The following is a 17,690-nucleotide window of genomic DNA, read 5'->3' as shown; positions in this document are numbered from 1 at the left end:
GATGATCGTGGCGCATATCCCATCGAGCCAGGCCTCCCGGAGCGCGGGGGCCCATGGCTAATCCGGGCGAAGTCGTCGAGGTGCTGCTGCCGGTGGCACTGGAGCGCACCTATAGCTACCGCGTGCCCTTCGGCAACACGCTGATGCCGGGCGATGTCGTGCGCGTCACCCTCGGCCCGCGCGAGGTGGTCGGCGTGGTCTGGGACGGCGATGGCGTGCTGCCCGCCTCCTCCAATCGGCTGAAATATGTCGAGGAACGCCTCGAAATCCCCCCGCTCGGGGCTGAGATGCGCCGCTTCATCGAATGGGTGGCCAACTGGACGCTGACGCCGCGCGGCATGATCATGCGCATGGCGCTGCGCGCGCCGGAATTGCCGCCGGAGAAACAAAGGCTCGGCTATCGCTTGGGCAAGCACGAGCCCGAGCGCCTCACGGCGGCGCGCCGGCGCGTGCTCGACCACCTGTCCGACGGATTCGTGCATGAAAAGCGCGCGCTGATCGAGGCCACGGGCGTGTCGCCGAGCGTAGTCGACGGGCTGGTCGATGCCGGAGCCGTCGAGCCCCTGGCCCTGCCGCCGGAGCCGGTGGCCGGTACCCCGGATCTCGCCTTCGGCAGCGCCAGCCTGAACGAAGCCCAGGCGCTGGCGGCCGCCAGCCTCGGACAGGCCGTGGCAGCCCGGCGCTTTTCGGCGACCCTGCTCGAAGGCGTCACCGGATCGGGCAAGACCGAGGTCTATTTCGAGGCGGTGGCCGAAGCCGTCAGGCAGGGGGGCCAGGCGCTGATCATGCTGCCGGAGATCGCGCTGACCAACCAGTTCCTCGACCGCTTCGCCGAACGTTTCGGCGTGCGCCCAGCCGAATGGCATTCAGGCGTATCGGCCAACAAGCGGGCCAGGCTCTGGCACGGTATCGCCAAGGGGGAGGTTGCGGTGGTGGCCGGCGCCCGCTCGGCCCTGTTCCTTCCCTTCGTCGACCTCAGGCTCATCATCGTCGACGAGGAACATGACAGCGCCTACAAACAGGAGGATGGGCCGCGCTACAATGCCCGCGATATGGCGGTGGTCAGGGCCCGGCTGATCGACGCGCCGGTGGTGCTGGCCTCGGCCACGCCCTCGATCGAGTCCCGCGTCAATGCCGATCGCGGCCGCTACGGCCATATCACCTTGCCCCAGCGATTCGGCGGGCGGGCGCTGCCCGCGATCGCCACGGTCGACATGCGCGAGGGCGGGCCCGAGCGCGGCAAGTTCATCGCTCCCGGCCTGGTCACGGCGGTCAAGGAAACGCTGGCGGCCGGGGAGCAGGCCCTGCTCTTCCTCAACCGGCGCGGTTACGCCCCGCTCACGCTCTGCCGCAAATGCGGGCATCGCTTCCAGTGCCCGAACTGCACGGCCTGGCTGGTCGAGCATCGTTTCCGCAAAAGCCTGGTCTGCCACCATTGCGGCCATACCGCCCCCGTACCGCGCCATTGTCCGAGTTGCGAGGGCGAGGACACACTCACTCCCTGCGGCCCCGGCGTGGAGCGCATCGCCGAGGAGGTCTCGGGGTTGTTTCCCGACGCCCACACCGTGATCCTCTCCTCTGACATCCATGGCAGCGCCGAGCGGTTGCGCCAGGAACTCGACACGGTTGCCAAGGGCGAGGCCAATCTCGTCATCGGCACGCAGCTCGTCGCCAAGGGACACAATTTTCCGCATTTGACGCTGGTCGGCGTGGTCGATGCAGATCTCGGCCTGGGCACCGGCGACCCGCGCGCAGCCGAACGCACCTTCCAGCTCCTCGGCCAGGTCACCGGCCGGGCCGGGCGGGGTGAACGCCCGGGGCGGGCGCTGCTGCAGAGCTACGATCCCTCGCATCCGGTGATGCAGGCGCTGGTCTCCGGCGACAAGGAGAGCTTCTATGCGCGCGAGATCGCCGTGCGCGCCAAGGCTGGCCTGCCGCCCTATGGCCGCATGGCGGCGCTGACCATCTCCGACGAGGATCGCGGCAAGGCGGAGGGCTTTGCCCGCCAACTCGCCAAGCAAGCGCCCTTCGATTCCGCCCTGCGCGTGCTCGGCCCAGCCGAGGCGCCGATCGCGGTGATCCGTGGCCGCCACCGCATGCGCCTGATCCTGCAAGCCCCGCGCGACTTCGCCTTGCAGGACTATATCCGCGCCTGGCTCGCCGCCGGACCGAAGGTGACAGGCCAGCTCGCGGTCGACATCGACATCGATCCCATGAATTTCGCGTAGAGATCTCCACCTTCGCTTCACCGCCGATGATCGGCTGGCGTCATATGCCTGTCGCCTGCGCTCCCTACCTCTCCGCGTTCCCTTACCGGAGGTTGAAATGACATCGCTGAAGTCCCTGCTCGCCGCTGCCCTGTTCGTCCTTCCTGCCTTGCCGGCCCTGGCCGAGGCGGAAAACGTGCTGGCCTTCAAGCAACCCAAGAATGCGCCCGAGGAACTCAACATCGTCGTCGAGATTCCCGCCGGCAGCATGGTGAAATACGAGACCGACACGGATACCGGCCATATCGTCGTCGACCGCTTCATCGCCATGCCGATGGCCTACCCGGCCAATTACGGCTCGATCACCCGCACCAAGGCCGCCGACGGCGATCCGCTCGACGTGCTCGTCTATACCCGCGCGCCCATCGCTCCCGGCGCGCTGATCCGTGTGCGGCCGATCGGCCTCATCAAGATGATCGATGGCGGCGACGTCGACGACAAGGTCATCGCCGTGCCGGTTGCCAAGGTCGATCCCACCTATGAGGACGTCAAGGCGATCGGCGACCTGCCCAAGATCGAGCAGGAGCGCCTTGCCGCCTTCTTCCGCGTCTACAAGCAGATTCCAGCCGGCAGCAAGGTCGTCGAAGTCGGCGGCTTCGACAGCGCCGAAGCTGCCAAGGAACGCGTCAAGGCTTCGATCGAAGCCTACGGGAAATAATCTCGGGCGCGATGCACCCTCCTACCGCCCTTAACCTCTCTCCCCAATGGGAGGGAGGCTTTTGCCTCAGGCCCCGTAGTTCATCGCCTGGAGATCGGCGATCAGGCTGGGGCCGCCAGGCTGCCATCCCAGCTTCCTTTGGGTCTGCTCGCCCGAGGCCGGCATGTCGTGGCCGGCAAACAGGCCGAGCCAGCCGAAATGAGCCCCCGCCTCGCCGAGGAGGATGGATCTGACCGGCACGTTCAGGCCCCGGCCGATCACCTCCGCGATCTCCCTCTGGGACACGCCTTCCTCCGCCACCGCATGGTATTTCGCCCCCGGCTCGGCCTTCTCCAGCACGAGGCGGTAGAGACGGGCGACGTCGAGGATATGGGCTGCCGGCCAGCGGTTCCGACCTTCCTCGACATAGGCCGACACGCCCTTCTCGCGCGCCACCGCAATGGCATAGGTAACGAGACCCTGCCTGACGGTATCGTGAACCTGGGGCAGGCGGACCACCGAGACATTGCCGCCTTCGGCAGCCACGGCCCCAGCAGCCTCCTCCGAGGCAGCACGGGGGATCACCTTCGAGCTGACCACCGCGCCGTCCTCACGGGCCGGTTCGCCGGGCACGGTGCTGGCCATGGCGGTGCCCGAGGTCACGATCAGGGGCCGGCCGGAGCCGGCAAGCGCAGAGCCGAGCGCAGCGACTACGCGGCGGTCATCCTCGCAATTGGCGGCGAAGGTCGAGAAATCATGGTTGAAGGCAAGATGGATGACGCCGTCCGAGCGGGCAGTGCCGGCTTTGAGGCTGTCGAGATCCTCCAGCGAGCCGCGATGGGCTTCGGCGCCCGCCGCGGCCAGGGCCACCGCCTTCTCCTCCGAGCGGACCAGGCCGAGCACCTGATGGCCCGCCCCGATCAATTCCTTCACCACGGCGGAGCCGATGAATCCGGTCGCACCGGTTACGAATACGCGCATGAGCAAGTCTCCTAACAAGATAGGAGACAAGCATTGGCCGCCAGTTTATCCTGGTAAAGTAGTGACCTTATCGTATTATAATGACTAACAGGATGACCGGACAGATCACGCAGGAAACCAGGCTCGGAACCTATCTGAGGGATCGCCGCGCCAAGCTCGACCCGGCCGCCTTCGGCTTCGGCCCGACGCGCCGCCGTACACCTGGCCTGCGCCGGGAGGAAGTCGCGCAGCGGGCCAATATCAGCCCGACCTGGTACACCTGGCTCGAACAGGGGCGCGGCGGGGCAGCTTCGGCCGACGTGCTCGACCGTATCGCCCGCGCGCTCCTGCTGACCGAGGTCGAGCGCGAGCACCTCTTTTTGCTCGGCTTGGGACGTCCGCCCGAAGTGCGCTACCGCAAGGGCGAAGACGTCACCCCGCGGCTGCAGCGCGTGCTCGATGCGCTTCATCCGAGCCTGGCCCTGGTCAAGACGGCGACTTGGGACATCGTGGCCTGGAACCAGGCGGCAGCCGCGATCCTGACCGATTACGGCGCACTGCCGCCCCATCAGCGCAATGTCCTGCGTTTCATGTTTCTCGACCCCAACGTCCGCGCCGCACAATATGACTGGGAGAGCGTGGCCCGCTTCGTGGTGGCGACCTTCAGGGCCGACACGGCGCGCGCGGGAGCTGCGGCGGAGGTAGAGCCTCTCATCGAGGAACTCTGCCGGCTCAGCCCCGAATTCGAGGCGATGTGGCGCGACAACGACGTCCGTGCCCATGGTGACGGCGTCAAGCGCCTGCGCCACCCAGTGCTCGGCCCGATCACGCTGGAATATTCGGCGTTCGCCGTCGACGGCCGACCCGATCTGAGCATGCTGGTCTACAATCCTACGCCGGACGACCGCGACAGGATCAAGGCCTTTCTCGACGGGCTGGCAAGCCCTTCTCCCGAGCCTGGAGAGGGGTTGGTGTGAGGGTAGAGTCGTTTTCTCTCACCCCTGCCCCTCTCCCTGCCGGGGAGAGGGGTGCGTGTCCGGAGGTTCTCTATCTTTGCCAAACGAGATAGGACGTCTTTTCAATTGCTTCTCCCCTACGAGCCATCATGATCGATCCCGTCCCCTCTCCCCGCCAATTGCTGGAAAATGTCGGCTTGGGCACCCATGCTGAACATATCCTGCCCCAAGAATTGCCCGCCATTGCGATCCTGCTGGGGACCGGTGCTGGAGATACCGGCCAGAGCCGGATCGGAGGCCTGCCGGACCTGCCGGCCTCCCTCGCCTGGCCGCGCACGGCCAAGGGCGAGGCCATGGAGTTCGCGCTCCAGATCGACCTGGCCGAGCTTCCGCCCGCCGCCAGCGCGCTGCCGCGGGCCGGCATGCTCTATGTCTTCATAGGCCTCGATGAACCGGCAACCGATGTCGAGCACCGCATTCTGCTTTACACTGGCACCGATCCCCTGCATCCGGCCGCGCTGCCCACCGACATTGCCTTCGCCAACGACATGTTCGCCGATGTCGAGCCCCATCGCCTCGAATTTGCGGAAATCCGTGACTTCCCGCGCTGGGCCACCCGGGATTTCTCGGCGGTCACACGCGACATGAGCGAGGACGAGCACGACACCTACAACGAGGAATTCATGTGGTCGCTCGAGCCGAACACGGCGAGCCCCATCCTCAGCAAACTGTTCGGCCACGCCGCCGGCATCGGCTCCGACCCGCGCGAGGACGCCTATGTGGTGCGGGAGGTCAATCCGAAATGGCTCTACGACGCCCGCGAGCGCGCCAAGCTCGATCTCGCACCGGCGCGCAACTGGCGCCATCTGCTCACCATCGATTCCTGCATGACCCTCGGCCTCGGCATCTGGGATGCCGGCTACCTGCAGTTTCTCCAGCACCAGAACGACCTCGAAAAACTGGATTTTTCCGGGGTCTATGCCGCCGTGGAAAGCAGCTGAGAATCCGCGCGACGTCGCGGGGGTTCCCCATGACCGCCAAAAAAGGTATGAGCGTCGCCATATCGCGTTGAATTGAGCGAGTCATCATGACCAGTCCTGCCGCCGAAACCCGCCAGCTTCTCGAGGCTCTTGGGGTTCCGGCCAACCGCTACACCGGCGGCTCCCGCACCGTTCGCAGCCCCCTCACCGGCGAGACCATCGGCGCCGTTCAGGACAACAGCCCGGCCGAAGCCAAGACCGCCATCGGCCAGGCGCAGGCCGCTTTCGAAGCCTGGCGCAAGGTGCCAGGCCCGCAGCGCGGCGAACTGGTGCGCCTGCTCGGCGAGGAACTGCGGACCGCCAAGGCCGAGCTCGGCCGCCTGGTCAGCCTTGAAGTCGGCAAGATCGCCTCCGAGGGTCTGGGTGAAGTGCAGGAGATGATCGACATCTGCGACTTCGCCACCGGCCTGTCGCGCCAGCTCTATGGCCTCACCATCGCCACCGAGCGCGGCGACCACCGCATGATGGAGCAGTGGCACCCGGCCGGCGTGGTCGGCGTGATCTCGGCCTTCAACTTCCCCGTCGCGGTGTGGAGCTGGAACGCGGCGCTGGCCTTCGTCTGTGGCGACAGCGTGGTATGGAAGCCTTCCGAGAAGACACCGCTCACGGCACTGGCCGTGGAAGCCATCTTCAACCGCGCCGCCAAGCGCTTCGGCGGCGTGCCGGACGGCCTGCTCACTCTCATCCTCGGCGCCCGCGACGTCGGAGAAGCGCTGGTGGAGGATCCGCGCGTACCGGTCGTCTCGGCCACCGGCTCCACCGCGATGGGTCGCATCGTCGGCGAGCGCGTCGCCCGCCGCTTCGGCCGTTCGATCCTCGAGCTCGGCGGCAACAACGCCTCGATCGTCACGCCCTCGGCCGATCTGGATCTGGCCTTGCGCGCCATTGCCTTCGCCGCCATGGGCACGGCCGGCCAGCGCTGCACCTCGCTGCGCCGCCTGATCGTGCATGACAGCGTCTATGATGACCTCATCGGCAAGCTCAAGAAGGTCTATGCCTCCATCAGCGTCGGCAATCCTCTCACCACCGAATCGCTGGTCGGCCCGCTCATCGACAAGGCCGCTTTCGAGGGTATGCAGAAGGCGCTCGACGAAGCCCGCAAGGCCGGCGGCACCGTGCATGGCGGCGCCCGTGTCGCGGAAGCAGGCCCGGACGAGGCCTATTACGCCCGTCCGGCCCTGGTCGAGATGCCCACCCAGGCCGGCCCCGTCGTTAACGAAACCTTCGCCCCGATTCTCTATGTGCTGAAATATAGCGAGTTCGACGAGGCCCTGGCGCTTCAGAACGGTGTGCCCCAGGGCCTGTCCTCCTCGATCTTCGCCACCGACATGCGTGAGGTCGAGCGCTTCGTCTCCGCCCAGGGTTCCGATTGCGGCATCGCCAATGTCAATATGGGTCCTTCAGGCGCCGAGATCGGTGGTGCTTTCGGTGGCGAGAAAGAGACGGGCGGTGGTCGCGAGAGCGGCTCGGACGCTTGGAAGGCCTATATGCGGCGCCAGACCAGCGCCATCAATTACGGCCGGACCCTGCCACTGGCGCAGGGCGTGAAATTCGATGTCGACGACGGAGGGACGAGCCCTTGAGGATGGCGGAGAAGAGACGCTTGAGAAACCTTGGATTTGCGCTGGCCAGCTGTGTGACAGCCGGTATCCTTACCCTTCCCGGTCTGGCACAGGCGCAGACACAGGCACAACAGGCTCCCTCTCAGGCCGTGGCGGTCGAAGCGCCCGGCCCGGTCCTCAAGGCCAAGGCCAAGCTCGAAAAGCGCGCCAAGCGTTCCGGCGCGGCGGTCGCTTCCGTTGCCGCGGCACCCGAAACGATGAAAGCCGGCGAAGCCGCGCTCGCCGCCATCCCCCTGCCGCCTGCCCGCCCGCGTGATATCGCGGAGGCGAGCCCAGCGGCTCCGGCCCCGCACGAGGCCGAAATCCAGACCGCCAGCATCCCCACGGCGGCGCCGGTAGCCGTGCAGAAGGCAGCGGCCGAGCCCTTGGATCTCAAGCCCATCGGCAATGTCGATTCCCTCATCACCAAGCACGCCGCTCGCTACAATGTGCCCGAGAGCCTGCTGCGTCGAGTGGTCAAGCGTGAAAGCGGCTTCAACCCCGGCGCGCGCAACGGCCCCTATCTCGGCCTGATGCAGATGCGCCTCGATACCGCCCGTGGCATGGGCTATCAGGGCGGCGCCGCCGGTCTGTTCGATGCCGATACCAACCTCACCTATGGCGCCGCCTATCTCGCCAATGCCTGGCGCGTCTCCGGCGGCAGTCCGGACCGCGCGGTGCGGCTCTATTCCAGCGGCTACTATTACGAGGCCAAGCGCAAGGGCATGCTGCCGCATATGATCAAGGGCAAGCCCGGCCGCTGAGGAGAGAACAAGCCTTCGCGCGTCGGGGGTTTTCGATCTTCCGCGCCGCATCGCAAATCCGACATGTCCCAGCCTGAACTCAGCATCATCATCCCCACCAAGGACCGCCCCGATCTCCTGCGGCGGGCGCTGGCCTCTACGCAAGCTCAATCCTTCCGGGATTTCGAGCTCGTCGTGGTGGATGATGGCGACGGAAGCGGGGCGAGGTTGGCCGAGGAGCTCGGTCTCGATCGCCTCCAGGCCTTGCTGACCGGTGGCAGCGGCCAGGTCCCGGCCCGCAATCTCGGTGTTGCCGCGGCGCGCGGCCGGCGCATCGCCTTCCTGGACGATGACGACTGGTGGGCTGAGCCGGATCATCTCGATCACATGCTCGCCAAGGCCGACAGCCGTGGCCTTCTCTATGCCTCGGGCCGCATTGTCACCGAGGGCAATCGCGCCGATGCCGGCAGCGAGCTCACCTTCGATGCCCATGCCGATGCCGAGGCCATTCGCCGCGACAATCGCCTGCTGGTATCAGGCGTGATCTACCCGCGCAGCCTGCACCAGAATCTCGGCCCCTTTGACGACAAGCTGCCCTATTACTGGGATTGGGACTGGTATCTGCGCCTGTTTGCCGCCGGCGTGCCGTTCTCCGGCCCGCAGGGTGATGCGGTGCGCATCTCCGCCCGGGACGACAGCGTCTCGGCCGCCGCCAATCTCGCCGCCCGCCAGGCCAACCTCGGTCGCCTGTCCGCCAAGCACGGGTTGGGCGAGCTGATACTACGCAATCACGAATCGATCGCCCGGGAGGGCGGCCGGCCTTCGTGAGGCAAATCTATCGGGCCTCAGCCCTCCCCGCATGAAAAATTCTCCGATTGCCGTAGCGTTTCGGCAAGCCGCCGGAGCATGCTTGCAGATCGGCGATTGCTCCCTATGATCTCCTGCAACCATAACGAATATCATCCAGGGAGATCCACATGTCCGCCATGCTCCTCAATCGTCGCGGCCTGCTTTCCGCTGGCGCCGGACTTGCCTTGACAGCCTTCTCGGCGCCCGCATTGGCGCAAAAGCGTATCCGCATGGTGGTAGCCACCGGCGGCACCGGCGGGGTTTTTTATCCCTATGGCGGGGGCCTGGCCAAAATCTTCTCTGAAAAGGTCCCCAATCTGCAGGCAACGGCCCAGGTCACCGGCGGGTCGGTCGACAACGCCAAGCTGCTGCATGCCGGCGAGGCCGAGCTCGGCTTTTCCACGCTCGATTCCACCTATGATGCGGTCCAGGGCCTGGCCGCCTACGAGCAGGACGGCAAGCAGGATGTCGCGGTGCTCGCCGTGCTCTATGATTCCTTCCTGCATGTGGTGGCCAGCAAGGATGCCGGCATCACCCGCATCGCCGATCTCAAGGGCAAGCGCGTTTCCATCGGCTCGGCCGGCTCCTCCACCGAGTCGATCGCCGACCGCGTCCTCGCCGCCGCCGGGCTCGATCCCAAAACCGACGTGACGCGCGACAATCTCGGCGTGGCCGAATCCGTCGGCGCGCTCAAGGACGGCAAGGTCGCCGCCTTCTTCTGGATCGGTGGCGTGCCGACTTCGGCGGTACGCGACCTCGCCACCACCGGTCAGCCTCCGATCAGCTTCATCCCGGCCGATGCCGAACTGGCCGTGGTCGAGCAGAAATATCCCGGTCTCTACCGCCCTTTCCTCCTCAAGAAGGACGCCTATGCCGGCCTCAGTGGCGATGTTGCAGGCCTGGGCATCGCCAATGTGCTGATCGTCTCGGCCAAAGCCGAGGACAGTCTGGTCACAACCATGCTGGATGGCCTGTTCAACAATCTCGATGAGATCCACAAGGTCCATCCCGAAGCCCGCAAGCTCTCGCTTGCCACGGCCGCGACCAAGACAGCCGTGGCCTTCCATCCCGCTGCGGAGGCCTATTACAAGGCCAAGGGCGTGCTGAAGTGAGGGGTTGGCGCTAACCCAATACGCAACCTTTGTCGTTGCCGGGCTTGACCCGGCAATCCGGTGTTTCTTTCAACGTGATGCCTGCGGAGAGCTGGATGCCCGGGTCAAGCCGTGCATGACGAAGGTTGGAGCCTTTAATCACCCTCGCCCCTTCAGCGAGGAGCAGGGTTCGCCGGCATCGCGCCCAATCACAAAGCAGCCAGCATGCGTGAAACCGAAACCAGGGTCGAGCTGACCGAAGAGGAATTCGAGCGGCTCGCCTCCGACAATGAGGGCGGCCCGGCGGCGCATCTGTCCGGCTGGCTCGGACGGGTGACCGGCCTGTCGCTGTACGGCCTCTCGGCCTATGTGCTTTATTGGACGCAGTTCGCCGTCAACACCACGATCTACCGCGTCAGCTTCCTGGCCATCGTGCTGGCTCTGGTCTTCGCTCTCTTTCCGCTGGTGCGCGACCGCACGCCGCGCGCCGCCTCGATCGAGGAATGGCTTGCCGGATTTATCGGCGCCCTCGCCTGCCTTGCCTTGGCGCTGCAGGGCGGCATCTTCGCCCGCAGCCTGCTGGCGGCGCTGCAACTGGTGGTTGTAGGCCTCACCTTCGCCCTGATGCCGTTGGCGACGCGCAGCCGGTTCCTGATCACCACCCGCGTGCTTGACTGGATCCTTGTCGCGCTCTGCATCGGCACGGCCCTGGTGCTCTGCCTGACCATCGAGGATTACAAGGCCCGGCCCACCCGCCCGACGCCGGAGGAACTGGTGCTCGGCGGCGCCTTGATCCTTCTGGTGCTGGAGGCGACCCGCCGCACCGTCGGGTGGATCCTGCCGGCGATCGCCATCCTCTTCCTGTTCTATTGCTATTTCGGGCCCTATATCCCCGAGCCCTTCGACCACCGCGGCTTCTCCCTGCAGCGTATCATCGGCCAGAATGCCCTGACGCTGGAGGGCCTGTTCTCGACGCCGCTCGACGTCGCTGCCACCTTCATCATCCTGTTCACCATCTATGGCGCGGTGCTGGAACGCGGCGGGGCCGGCAAATTCTTCATCGACTGGGCTTTCGCGCTGTTCGGCAAGACGCCCTCGCCCTCCGCGCCCGGCCGCGCCGTGGTGACCTCGGGCTTCCTGCTCGGCACCGTGTCAGGCTCCGGCGTCGCCACAACGGTGACCATCGCCTCGCTCGCCTGGCCGATGCTGCGGCGCTCGGGCTACACGCCCAACGTCGCCGGCGGCATGCTCTCGGCCGCCGGCATCGGCGCCACCCTGTCGCCGCCGACGCTGGGGGCGGCCGCCTTCATCATCGCCGAATATCTCAATGTCGATTATCTCGACATCCTGATCTATGCCACCATCCCGACCTTGCTCTATTACCTCTCCTGCTGGCTGATGACGGAGGCCGATGCCCGCCGCCTCAAGGTCACGCCGGTGAAGACCTCCGACGCTTCGCTGTGGCAATTGACGGTGAGCGAGGGCTATCATTTCCTCTCGCTCGGCGCGATCGCCGTCTTCCTGATCCTGGGCTTCACCTCCTTCCTGGCGGTGTTCTGGTCGATCGCCATCGCCTTCGGCCTATCGATGATCCGCAGCCATTCCCGCCTGGTGACGCCGCGCGCCTTCGCCATCGGCGTGGTGGCCGGCCTCGCCGCCTATGGCTTCGGCAAATCCGGCCTGTCGGCGAATCTCGGCCTGATCAATCTCTTCGACGGACGCATTTCGGTCTGCGTGTTTTGGGGCATGGCAGCCGCCACGCTCGCCTCCGGCCTCGAAGCGTGGCTGGCGTTGCGCGCCGGGCGCACGCCCGATCCTGCCGCCACGCGTATGATCGAAGCCCTGATCGACGGTTCGCGCTCGGTGCTCGGCATCGCCTCGATCTGCGCCTGCGCCGGCATCATCGTCTCCGTGGTGAATCTCACCGGCCTTGGCCTCACCATTTCCTCGATCATCGTCACGCTTGGCGGCGGCGAGCGGGTGGTGGTGATCATCCTCGCCGCCATTGCCATGTGGATCCTCGGCACCGCCGTGCCGGTGACGGCGAGCTATATCATCGCGGCGGTGATGCTGGTGCCGGCGCTCACCGGCGTCGGCGTGCCGGAGCCGGCCGCCCACATGTTCATGTTCTACTACGCCGTGCTGGCGGACGTCTCCCCGCCCACGGCACTGGCCCCCTTCGCCGCCGCGGCAATCACCGGCGGCACCCCCTTCCGCACCATGATCCAGGCCTGGAAATATACGCTGCCGGCCTTTCTGGTGCCCTTCATGTTCTGCCTGACGCCGGACGGCCTGCGCCTGCTCATGCTCGCCCCTGGCGGCGGCTGGCCCGCCGACCTCGGCGAATGGCTGCAGGTGCTGCTGACCACGGCCACCTCCTGCCTCGCCCTCGTCGGCCTTGCCATGGGCGCCACCGGCTATGCCCTGCGCCATGCCAGTGCGCTCGAACGGATCCTGGCCACCATTGGCGGAGCCTTGCTGCTGGCGGCCGACGCCTGGGCCGATCTCGGCGGAACCGCCTTCCTCGGGGTGGCCCTCCTGCTGCACTGGCTGCGCGTGCGCCCCACACTGGGAGAGAAAGAAGCCTAGAAGATCGGTAAAGGGGAACGAGACAGGCCTTTTCGTCTTCCTCGCAAGGGCGCCGCGGGGCAGCGCCGGTTACCAGACTGGCGTCGAACAAACTCTGATCGAAGGCCTGGCCTGATCCTCCAACCAAACACCCTGCAAAAGCTGCGTTTTTTGGTCTGAGTGGTGGCCGCCCACGACAAGAAAGTGACTATTCCCTCTCGGTACCCAGATACTGTTACCGATCTGCCACATCATACGGCGAAAATATGGCCGCCGGCCTCAATTCCCGGCAATGTCTTTGACTTGGAATCACGGCTCTCTCATAGATTCAATCAGATAGATGGTTCGGTGCCAGCCGTTGGCGGCATCGGGTGGAGTGAGGGGCGTCCATGTTCAAGGCAGTATTCCTATCGACCGTGATGGCAGTGGCCCTGTTTGCAGGCGCCGCCAGCGCTGCCGACCTCGCACCGCAGGCGGTCGAGCCAGTCGCTCCGGCCTATACGCCCTATGATTGGTCCGGCCCCTATGTCGGCGTGCATGCCGGCTATGGCTGGGGCCGCGAGGACGACAACCAGAGCCGCCTGTTCCCAAACATTCAGGCTCGGGTCGCCGCCGATAAGTTCGACATGAACGGCTTCGTCGGCGGCGCCCATGCCGGCTACAACTACCAGATCGACCAGTTCGTCATCGGCGGGGAAGCCGACATCGACTATACCGATCTCAAGGGCAGCCATCGCTACAGCTACTATGGTGGCCAGGCGACAGGCGTGCTGCGTATGAAGAGTGAGTGGCAGGGTTCGCTGCGCCTGCGCGCCGGCTACGCCTTCGACAATCTTCTGGTCTACGCCACCGGTGGTGTTGCCTTCGCCAACGGCAAATTGTCCGATGTTGGCCAGTTCCGTTCCGCCTATGCCTCGAGCGACACCAACACCCATATCGGCTGGACCGTGGGACTGGGCGCCGAATATGCATTCACACAGAACTGGATCGGCCGCGTCGAGGTGCGCTACTCCGACTTCCAGAAGAAGGGCTACGAAACAGCCAATGGCCGCGTCAAGGCCGGCTGGAACCAGACCACTGCCACGGCCGGCGTCAGCTACAAGTTCTGATCCTTCCGTCAGATTTCGACGAAAGCCCGGCCTCGCGCCGGGTTTTTGTTTTTGCAGGCCTGCTATAGAGGAAACGACGGCAACCGAACCGGAGTGGGATCTCGATGATGTCGCTGCAAGGCAAGCGCGTCTGGGTCGCCGGCCATCGTGGCATGGTCGGCGCCGCCCTGATGCGGCGGCTGCAAAGCGAGGACTGCACCTTGCTGACGGTGGACCGGACCGAACTCGACCTCCGGCGGCAGGCCGATACCGAAGCCTGGATCGAGCGGATGCGCCCTGAAGTGATCTTCCTCGCCGCCGCTAAGGTGGGGGGTATCCTGGCCAATGCCAGCCTCCCGGCCGATTTCCTCTATGACAATCTCGCCATCGAGACCAATGTCGTGCATGCGGCCGCCCGCGCCGGCGTAGGCAAACTGGTGTTGCTCGGCTCGAGCTGTATCTATCCGCGCAATGCAGCCCAGCCGATCGGCGAGGACCAGTTGCTGTCAGGCCCGCTCGAATCGACCAATGAGTGGTATGCGATCGCCAAGATCGCCGGCCTCAAGCTGGTCCAAGCCTATCGGCGCCAGCATGGCTGCGACTTCATCGCCGCCATGCCCTGCAATCTCTACGGCCCGCACGACAATTTCGACCTGGCGTCGGGCCATGTCCTCGCCGCCTTCATCCGGCGGGTGCACGAAGCCAAATTGCGCGACGCCCCTGCCATCGAGATCTGGGGCAGCGGCACGCCCCGGCGCGAATTCCTACATGTCGACGACTGTGCCGACGCTTTGGTGCGCCTCGCCAGGGACTACTCCAATGAAAGGCCGATCAATATCGGGGCTGGCGAGGACATCACCATCCTGGACTTACTGGAAGCGGTGAAGCACGTCGTCGGCTACGCCGGTGCCACCATGCATGATCGCAGCAAGCCCGACGGCACGCCGCGCAAGCTGATGGATTCCTCGCGCATCGCCGCGCTTGGCTGGCGCCCGCGCATCGGACTCGAGGAAGGCCTCGCCCAGACCTATGCCTGGTATCTTGCCCAGGAAGACAAGCCTGCATAGCACGTCGGCTTCGTCTTCATCCTGCCGCAATACCGCCTCGTATCGCCTGGAGGTCGGCAGTCATCATTTCCGCCACAAGCGCCTCGAAGGAGGTATAATGCTGCCAACCCAGCGCGGCGTGCGCCTTGGCGGCATTGCCGATGAGACAATCAACCTCGGTCGGCCGGAAGTAACGCGGGTCGATGATGACGAGTTCGCGTCCGCTGGCCCGTTCGAGCCCCCTCTCCTCCACCCCCTCGCCGACCCAGTCGAGCGAGCGGCCGACATGGGCGAAGGCCCGTTCGACGAAATCGCGCACCGAATGGGCCCTGCCCGTCGCCAGTACATAGTCACCAGGTTGGTCCTGCTGCAGCATGCGCCACATACCCTCCACATAGTCGCGGGCATGGCCCCAGTCGCGCCGGGCCTGGAGATTGCCGAGATAGAGCCTGTCCTGCCGGCCAGCCTCGATCGCCGCCACCGCCCGGGTGATCTTGCGGCTGACGAAGGTCTCGCCGCGCACCGGGCTTTCATGGTTGAACAGGATGCCGTTCGAGGCGTGCATGCCATAGGCCTCGCGATGGTTCACCGTGGTCCAGTGGGCATAGAGTTTGGCGATGGCATAGGGGCTGCGCGGATTGAACGGCGAACTCTCGTCCTGCGGCTGATCACTCTGGCCGCCATAGAGCTCGGAGGTGGAAGCCTGGTAGAAGCGGCAGCGACCTTCCAGCTTGAGGGTGCGGATCGCCTGTAGCAGGCGCAGCGGCCCGACGGCGTCGATGTCAGCGGTATATTCCGGCATGTCGAAGCTGACGCGCACATGACTCTGCGCCGCCAGATTGTAGATCTCGTCGGGCTGAACGGCATCGACGACCCGTACCAGGCTCTGCCCATCCTGCATGTCGGCATAATGGATATGCAGGCGCCGTCCCTCGACATGCGGGTCCTGATAGATCGCATCGAGCCGCGCCGTGTTGAAGGAGGAGGACGGCCGTTTGATGCCGTGCACCTCATAGCCTTTCTCCAGCAGCAATCTGGCGAGGTAATAGCCGTCCTGGCCCGTCATACCCGTGATGAGCGCCGTCTTGCTACTCAAGTCCCTGCCGTTCATGCCGCCTCCCCTGCCGGCATTGCTCCCATCGAAGAGGCTGCCGACTTGTGCCCTCCGGTATGGATCAGGGCGCACGCCCCGGCAAGCCGGAGAAGGAATGCCCGCCGGCCAGTTGAGTTATGGCCGGTGAGCGGGTAGCACTCGAAGCTGATCCCCCTTGCGCAAACAGGCCGCTTTTCCCATGTCCCAGGAACCGCCCTTTCTCAATGCCATGGAAGCCCGCATCTTCGGCTGCCTGATCGAAAAGCAGTTGCTGACGCCTGACACCTATCCGCTGACGCTGAACACGCTGCAGGCCGCGGCCAACCAGAAGACGTCGCGCGAGCCGGTCATGGCCCTGGAAGCGGGGGAGATCGGCCACACGCTGGCAACGCTGGAACAACAGGGGCTGGTGCGCCGCGCCTTCGGCTCGCGCGTCGAGCGCTACGAGCATCTCGCCGGCCAGCGCTTCAACCTGACCAAGCAGCAATCCGCCCTGCTGGCGGTGATGCTGCTGCGCGGGCCCCAGACCCTGAATGAATTGCAGACCCGGACCGACCGCATGGCGAACTTCGGCTCGCTCGACGACCTCAAGCAGGAACTGGACCTGCTCGCCAGCGCCCGGCCGCCGCTGGTCAAGGAAATCGGGCGGGCGCCCGGCCAGCGCGAGGACCGTTTCGCGCATCTGCTGTCGGGCGATGTCGAGGTCTCCATGATCGCCGCCCCTGCTCCGCGCCCCGCGGCAGCATCGGCCATCGCCGAGCTCGAGGAGCGCGTGCGCACCCTGGAAGAGCAGGTTGCCGACCTCAAGGCACGGCTCGACGCGGTGGGCGCCTAGTTCGGGGATACTGCCGCCGGCAGCGATACCCGGACGACAGTATCAGCAGGCCTCACCCCGGATGGTCTCTATTCGGATAAATCAGCCGGTTCTCGCCATCTTCTATCGCCTCCCAACCGAGAAATTCCGCGATCTGCGCGGCAAGGGCCGAATACCAGCCATAGCTAGGCGGGCTTTCGGTGCCAACCAGCACCACGCGATCGAACAACGGAATGAACGTTCCGTTGCTGCTCCACCCGCCGGAGCCGGTGGCCTTGACGATGGTCACGTCGACCCAGGGCTTTCCGGGCGCATTGCCGAACGACACCGGATGCTTTTGATGCAGATCCGGCAAGGTTTGCAGGAATGCGACCAGCCGTCGCGTATCCACTGGTGCGCAAGCCAGAGAAGGCGGACGAATGGTCAGATAGCAATACATCTGAGCGCGGCCCCTTCAGGATCAGGCGTAGGGGTTTGGCACTGCGCCCCTCACACGAAAAACCGAGCCTGGAGCATTTTCCAGAAAAGTCGATAGATGGTTCAATTGGAAATCGCCTCACCATATTGGCTTCTCCTTCACGCCGCCTCCCGACAATCACGGGCGCGGTCATAGGCACTCGGCTTCTGGCCCCAGTGCCCTTCCACGGCTTCGGCGATCAGGGCACCATAGACGGCATCGACGATGAGGGCATTGCAGATTTCGTCAAACCAGGGATCGCCCTCCCGCAGCGTCGCGAAGGATGCCTTGCGCTCCTGCCGGTTCCAGACATTGAGCTTCACGCTGTCGAAGCGCATTGCGGTGCGGGAAAGACCGAAGCACACGTGAGCGGCACCATCGAGGGGGCCCGCCAGCAGGCCGCCGATCTGGACGAGATGAAGCTCCTCGAAGGCCAGGGTATAGTCGGACATGGCTGACAGCTCCCATCACGGACAAACC

16 protein-coding genes are annotated in these 17,690 nt (G+C 65.4%); 12 read left to right on the top strand and 4 right to left on the bottom strand.

Annotation, left to right across the window (positions count from 1 at the left end; all coding sequences use genetic code 11):
* Positions 1–53: 53 nt before the first annotated feature.
* Complete coding sequence (locus BA190_RS32145; RefSeq protein ID WP_068298189.1) at positions 54–2,228, top strand: primosomal protein N'; 2,175 nt, start codon at positions 54–56, stop codon at positions 2,226–2,228.
* A gap of 97 nt (positions 2,229–2,325) precedes the next feature.
* Positions 2,326–2,925, top strand: coding sequence for an inorganic diphosphatase (locus tag BA190_RS32140; RefSeq protein WP_068298186.1), 600 nt, complete (start codon positions 2,326–2,328; stop codon positions 2,923–2,925).
* Positions 2,926–2,991: 66 nt separating this feature from the next.
* On the opposite strand, the gene BA190_RS32135 is transcribed toward BA190_RS32140, so the two are convergent.
* Entirely contained in the window at positions 2,992–3,885 is an 894-nt protein-coding gene (locus BA190_RS32135; protein WP_068298184.1) for an SDR family oxidoreductase, read from the bottom strand.
* 92 nt (positions 3,886–3,977) lie between these two features.
* Here BA190_RS32135 and BA190_RS32130 point away from each other — a divergent pair, with 92 nt between their 5' ends.
* From BA190_RS32130 to BA190_RS32090, 9 genes are all read left to right on the top strand, one after another.
* Positions 3,978–4,841 carry a helix-turn-helix transcriptional regulator gene (locus BA190_RS32130; RefSeq protein ID WP_068298181.1) on the top strand — a complete coding sequence of 288 codons (864 nt, stop codon included), beginning with the start codon at positions 3,978–3,980 and terminating at the stop codon, positions 4,839–4,841.
* 128 nt (positions 4,842–4,969) lie between these two features.
* Positions 4,970–5,821: a DUF1963 domain-containing protein gene (locus BA190_RS32125; protein WP_068298175.1), complete on the top strand. Its 852-nt coding sequence runs from the start codon at positions 4,970–4,972 to the stop codon at positions 5,819–5,821.
* Between the two features lie 86 nt (positions 5,822–5,907).
* Positions 5,908–7,443: an aldehyde dehydrogenase family protein gene (locus BA190_RS32120; protein ID WP_068298172.1), complete on the top strand. Its 1,536-nt coding sequence runs from the start codon at positions 5,908–5,910 to the stop codon at positions 7,441–7,443.
* 20 nt (positions 7,444–7,463) lie between these two features.
* A complete protein-coding gene (locus tag BA190_RS32115; protein ID WP_245315022.1) occupies positions 7,464–8,225 on the top strand; it encodes a lytic transglycosylase domain-containing protein in 762 nt (253 codons plus the stop codon).
* Positions 8,226–8,288: 63 nt separating this feature from the next.
* Positions 8,289–9,032, top strand: coding sequence for a glycosyltransferase family A protein (locus tag BA190_RS32110; RefSeq protein WP_068298163.1), 744 nt, complete (start codon positions 8,289–8,291; stop codon positions 9,030–9,032).
* 149 nt (positions 9,033–9,181) lie between these two features.
* Complete coding sequence (locus BA190_RS32105; RefSeq protein ID WP_082980188.1) at positions 9,182–10,165, top strand: TAXI family TRAP transporter solute-binding subunit; 984 nt, start codon at positions 9,182–9,184, stop codon at positions 10,163–10,165.
* 204 nt (positions 10,166–10,369) lie between these two features.
* Entirely contained in the window at positions 10,370–12,733 is a 2,364-nt protein-coding gene (locus BA190_RS32100; protein WP_068298159.1) for a TRAP transporter fused permease subunit, read from the top strand.
* 368 nt (positions 12,734–13,101) lie between these two features.
* Complete coding sequence (locus BA190_RS32095) at positions 13,102–13,821, top strand: outer membrane protein (protein ID WP_068298156.1); 720 nt, start codon at positions 13,102–13,104, stop codon at positions 13,819–13,821.
* 104 nt (positions 13,822–13,925) lie between these two features.
* On the top strand, positions 13,926–14,867 hold the full coding sequence (locus tag BA190_RS32090) for a GDP-L-fucose synthase (protein WP_068298154.1): 942 nt from the start codon (positions 13,926–13,928) through the stop codon (positions 14,865–14,867).
* A 16-nt stretch (positions 14,868–14,883) separates the two neighbouring features.
* Here BA190_RS32090 and gmd read toward each other — a convergent pair whose 3' ends face one another.
* Positions 14,884–15,957, bottom strand: coding sequence for a GDP-mannose 4,6-dehydratase (gene gmd, locus BA190_RS32085; RefSeq protein ID WP_068298151.1), 1,074 nt, complete (start codon positions 15,955–15,957; stop codon positions 14,884–14,886).
* Positions 15,958–16,138: 181 nt separating this feature from the next.
* On the opposite strand from gmd, the gene BA190_RS32080 reads away from it, so the two are divergent.
* Positions 16,139–16,774 carry a YceH family protein gene (locus BA190_RS32080; protein WP_068298212.1) on the top strand — a complete coding sequence of 212 codons (636 nt, stop codon included), beginning with the start codon at positions 16,139–16,141 and terminating at the stop codon, positions 16,772–16,774.
* 52 nt (positions 16,775–16,826) lie between these two features.
* Here the strand turns inward: BA190_RS32080 and BA190_RS32075 are convergent, their stop codons facing one another.
* Together BA190_RS32075 and BA190_RS32070 are read right to left on the bottom strand one after the other, a co-directional pair.
* Positions 16,827–17,192 carry a hypothetical protein gene (locus tag BA190_RS32075; RefSeq protein WP_068298148.1) on the bottom strand — a complete coding sequence of 122 codons (366 nt, stop codon included), beginning with the start codon at positions 17,190–17,192 and terminating at the stop codon, positions 16,827–16,829.
* Positions 17,193–17,329: 137 nt separating this feature from the next.
* The gene (locus BA190_RS32070) at positions 17,330–17,662 is read right to left on the bottom strand and encodes a hypothetical protein (RefSeq protein ID WP_068298145.1); all 333 of its coding nucleotides are present in this window, start codon (positions 17,660–17,662) and stop codon (positions 17,330–17,332) included.
* Positions 17,663–17,690 lie beyond the last annotated feature (28 nt).

Source organism: Labrys sp. WJW (assembly GCF_001676615.1).
Lineage (GTDB): Bacteria > Pseudomonadota > Alphaproteobacteria > Rhizobiales > Labraceae > Labrys > Labrys sedimenti.
Note: the sequence above shows the minus strand (reverse complement) of the source record. Positions and strands in the feature narration are given on the sequence as shown.

Coding starts and splice junctions, on each gene's coding strand:
- BA190_RS32145 (WP_068298189.1), top strand. CDS start 54: ATGGCTAATCCGGGCGAAGTCGTCGAGGTGCTGCTGCCGGTGGCACTG.
- BA190_RS32140 (WP_068298186.1), top strand. CDS start 2,326: ATGACATCGCTGAAGTCCCTGCTCGCCGCTGCCCTGTTCGTCCTTCCT.
- BA190_RS32135 (WP_068298184.1), bottom strand. CDS start 3,885: ATGCGCGTATTCGTAACCGGTGCGACCGGATTCATCGGCTCCGCCGTG.
- BA190_RS32130 (WP_068298181.1), top strand. CDS start 3,978: ATGACCGGACAGATCACGCAGGAAACCAGGCTCGGAACCTATCTGAGG.
- BA190_RS32125 (WP_068298175.1), top strand. CDS start 4,970: ATGATCGATCCCGTCCCCTCTCCCCGCCAATTGCTGGAAAATGTCGGC.
- BA190_RS32120 (WP_068298172.1), top strand. CDS start 5,908: ATGACCAGTCCTGCCGCCGAAACCCGCCAGCTTCTCGAGGCTCTTGGG.
- BA190_RS32110 (WP_068298163.1), top strand. CDS start 8,289: ATGTCCCAGCCTGAACTCAGCATCATCATCCCCACCAAGGACCGCCCC.
- BA190_RS32105 (WP_082980188.1), top strand. CDS start 9,182: ATGTCCGCCATGCTCCTCAATCGTCGCGGCCTGCTTTCCGCTGGCGCC.
- BA190_RS32100 (WP_068298159.1), top strand. CDS start 10,370: ATGCGTGAAACCGAAACCAGGGTCGAGCTGACCGAAGAGGAATTCGAG.
- BA190_RS32095 (WP_068298156.1), top strand. CDS start 13,102: ATGTTCAAGGCAGTATTCCTATCGACCGTGATGGCAGTGGCCCTGTTT.
- BA190_RS32090 (WP_068298154.1), top strand. CDS start 13,926: ATGATGTCGCTGCAAGGCAAGCGCGTCTGGGTCGCCGGCCATCGTGGC.
- gmd (WP_068298151.1), bottom strand. CDS start 15,957: ATGAACGGCAGGGACTTGAGTAGCAAGACGGCGCTCATCACGGGTATG.
- BA190_RS32080 (WP_068298212.1), top strand. CDS start 16,139: ATGTCCCAGGAACCGCCCTTTCTCAATGCCATGGAAGCCCGCATCTTC.
- BA190_RS32075 (WP_068298148.1), bottom strand. CDS start 17,192: ATGTATTGCTATCTGACCATTCGTCCGCCTTCTCTGGCTTGCGCACCA.
- BA190_RS32070 (WP_068298145.1), bottom strand. CDS start 17,662: ATGTCCGACTATACCCTGGCCTTCGAGGAGCTTCATCTCGTCCAGATC.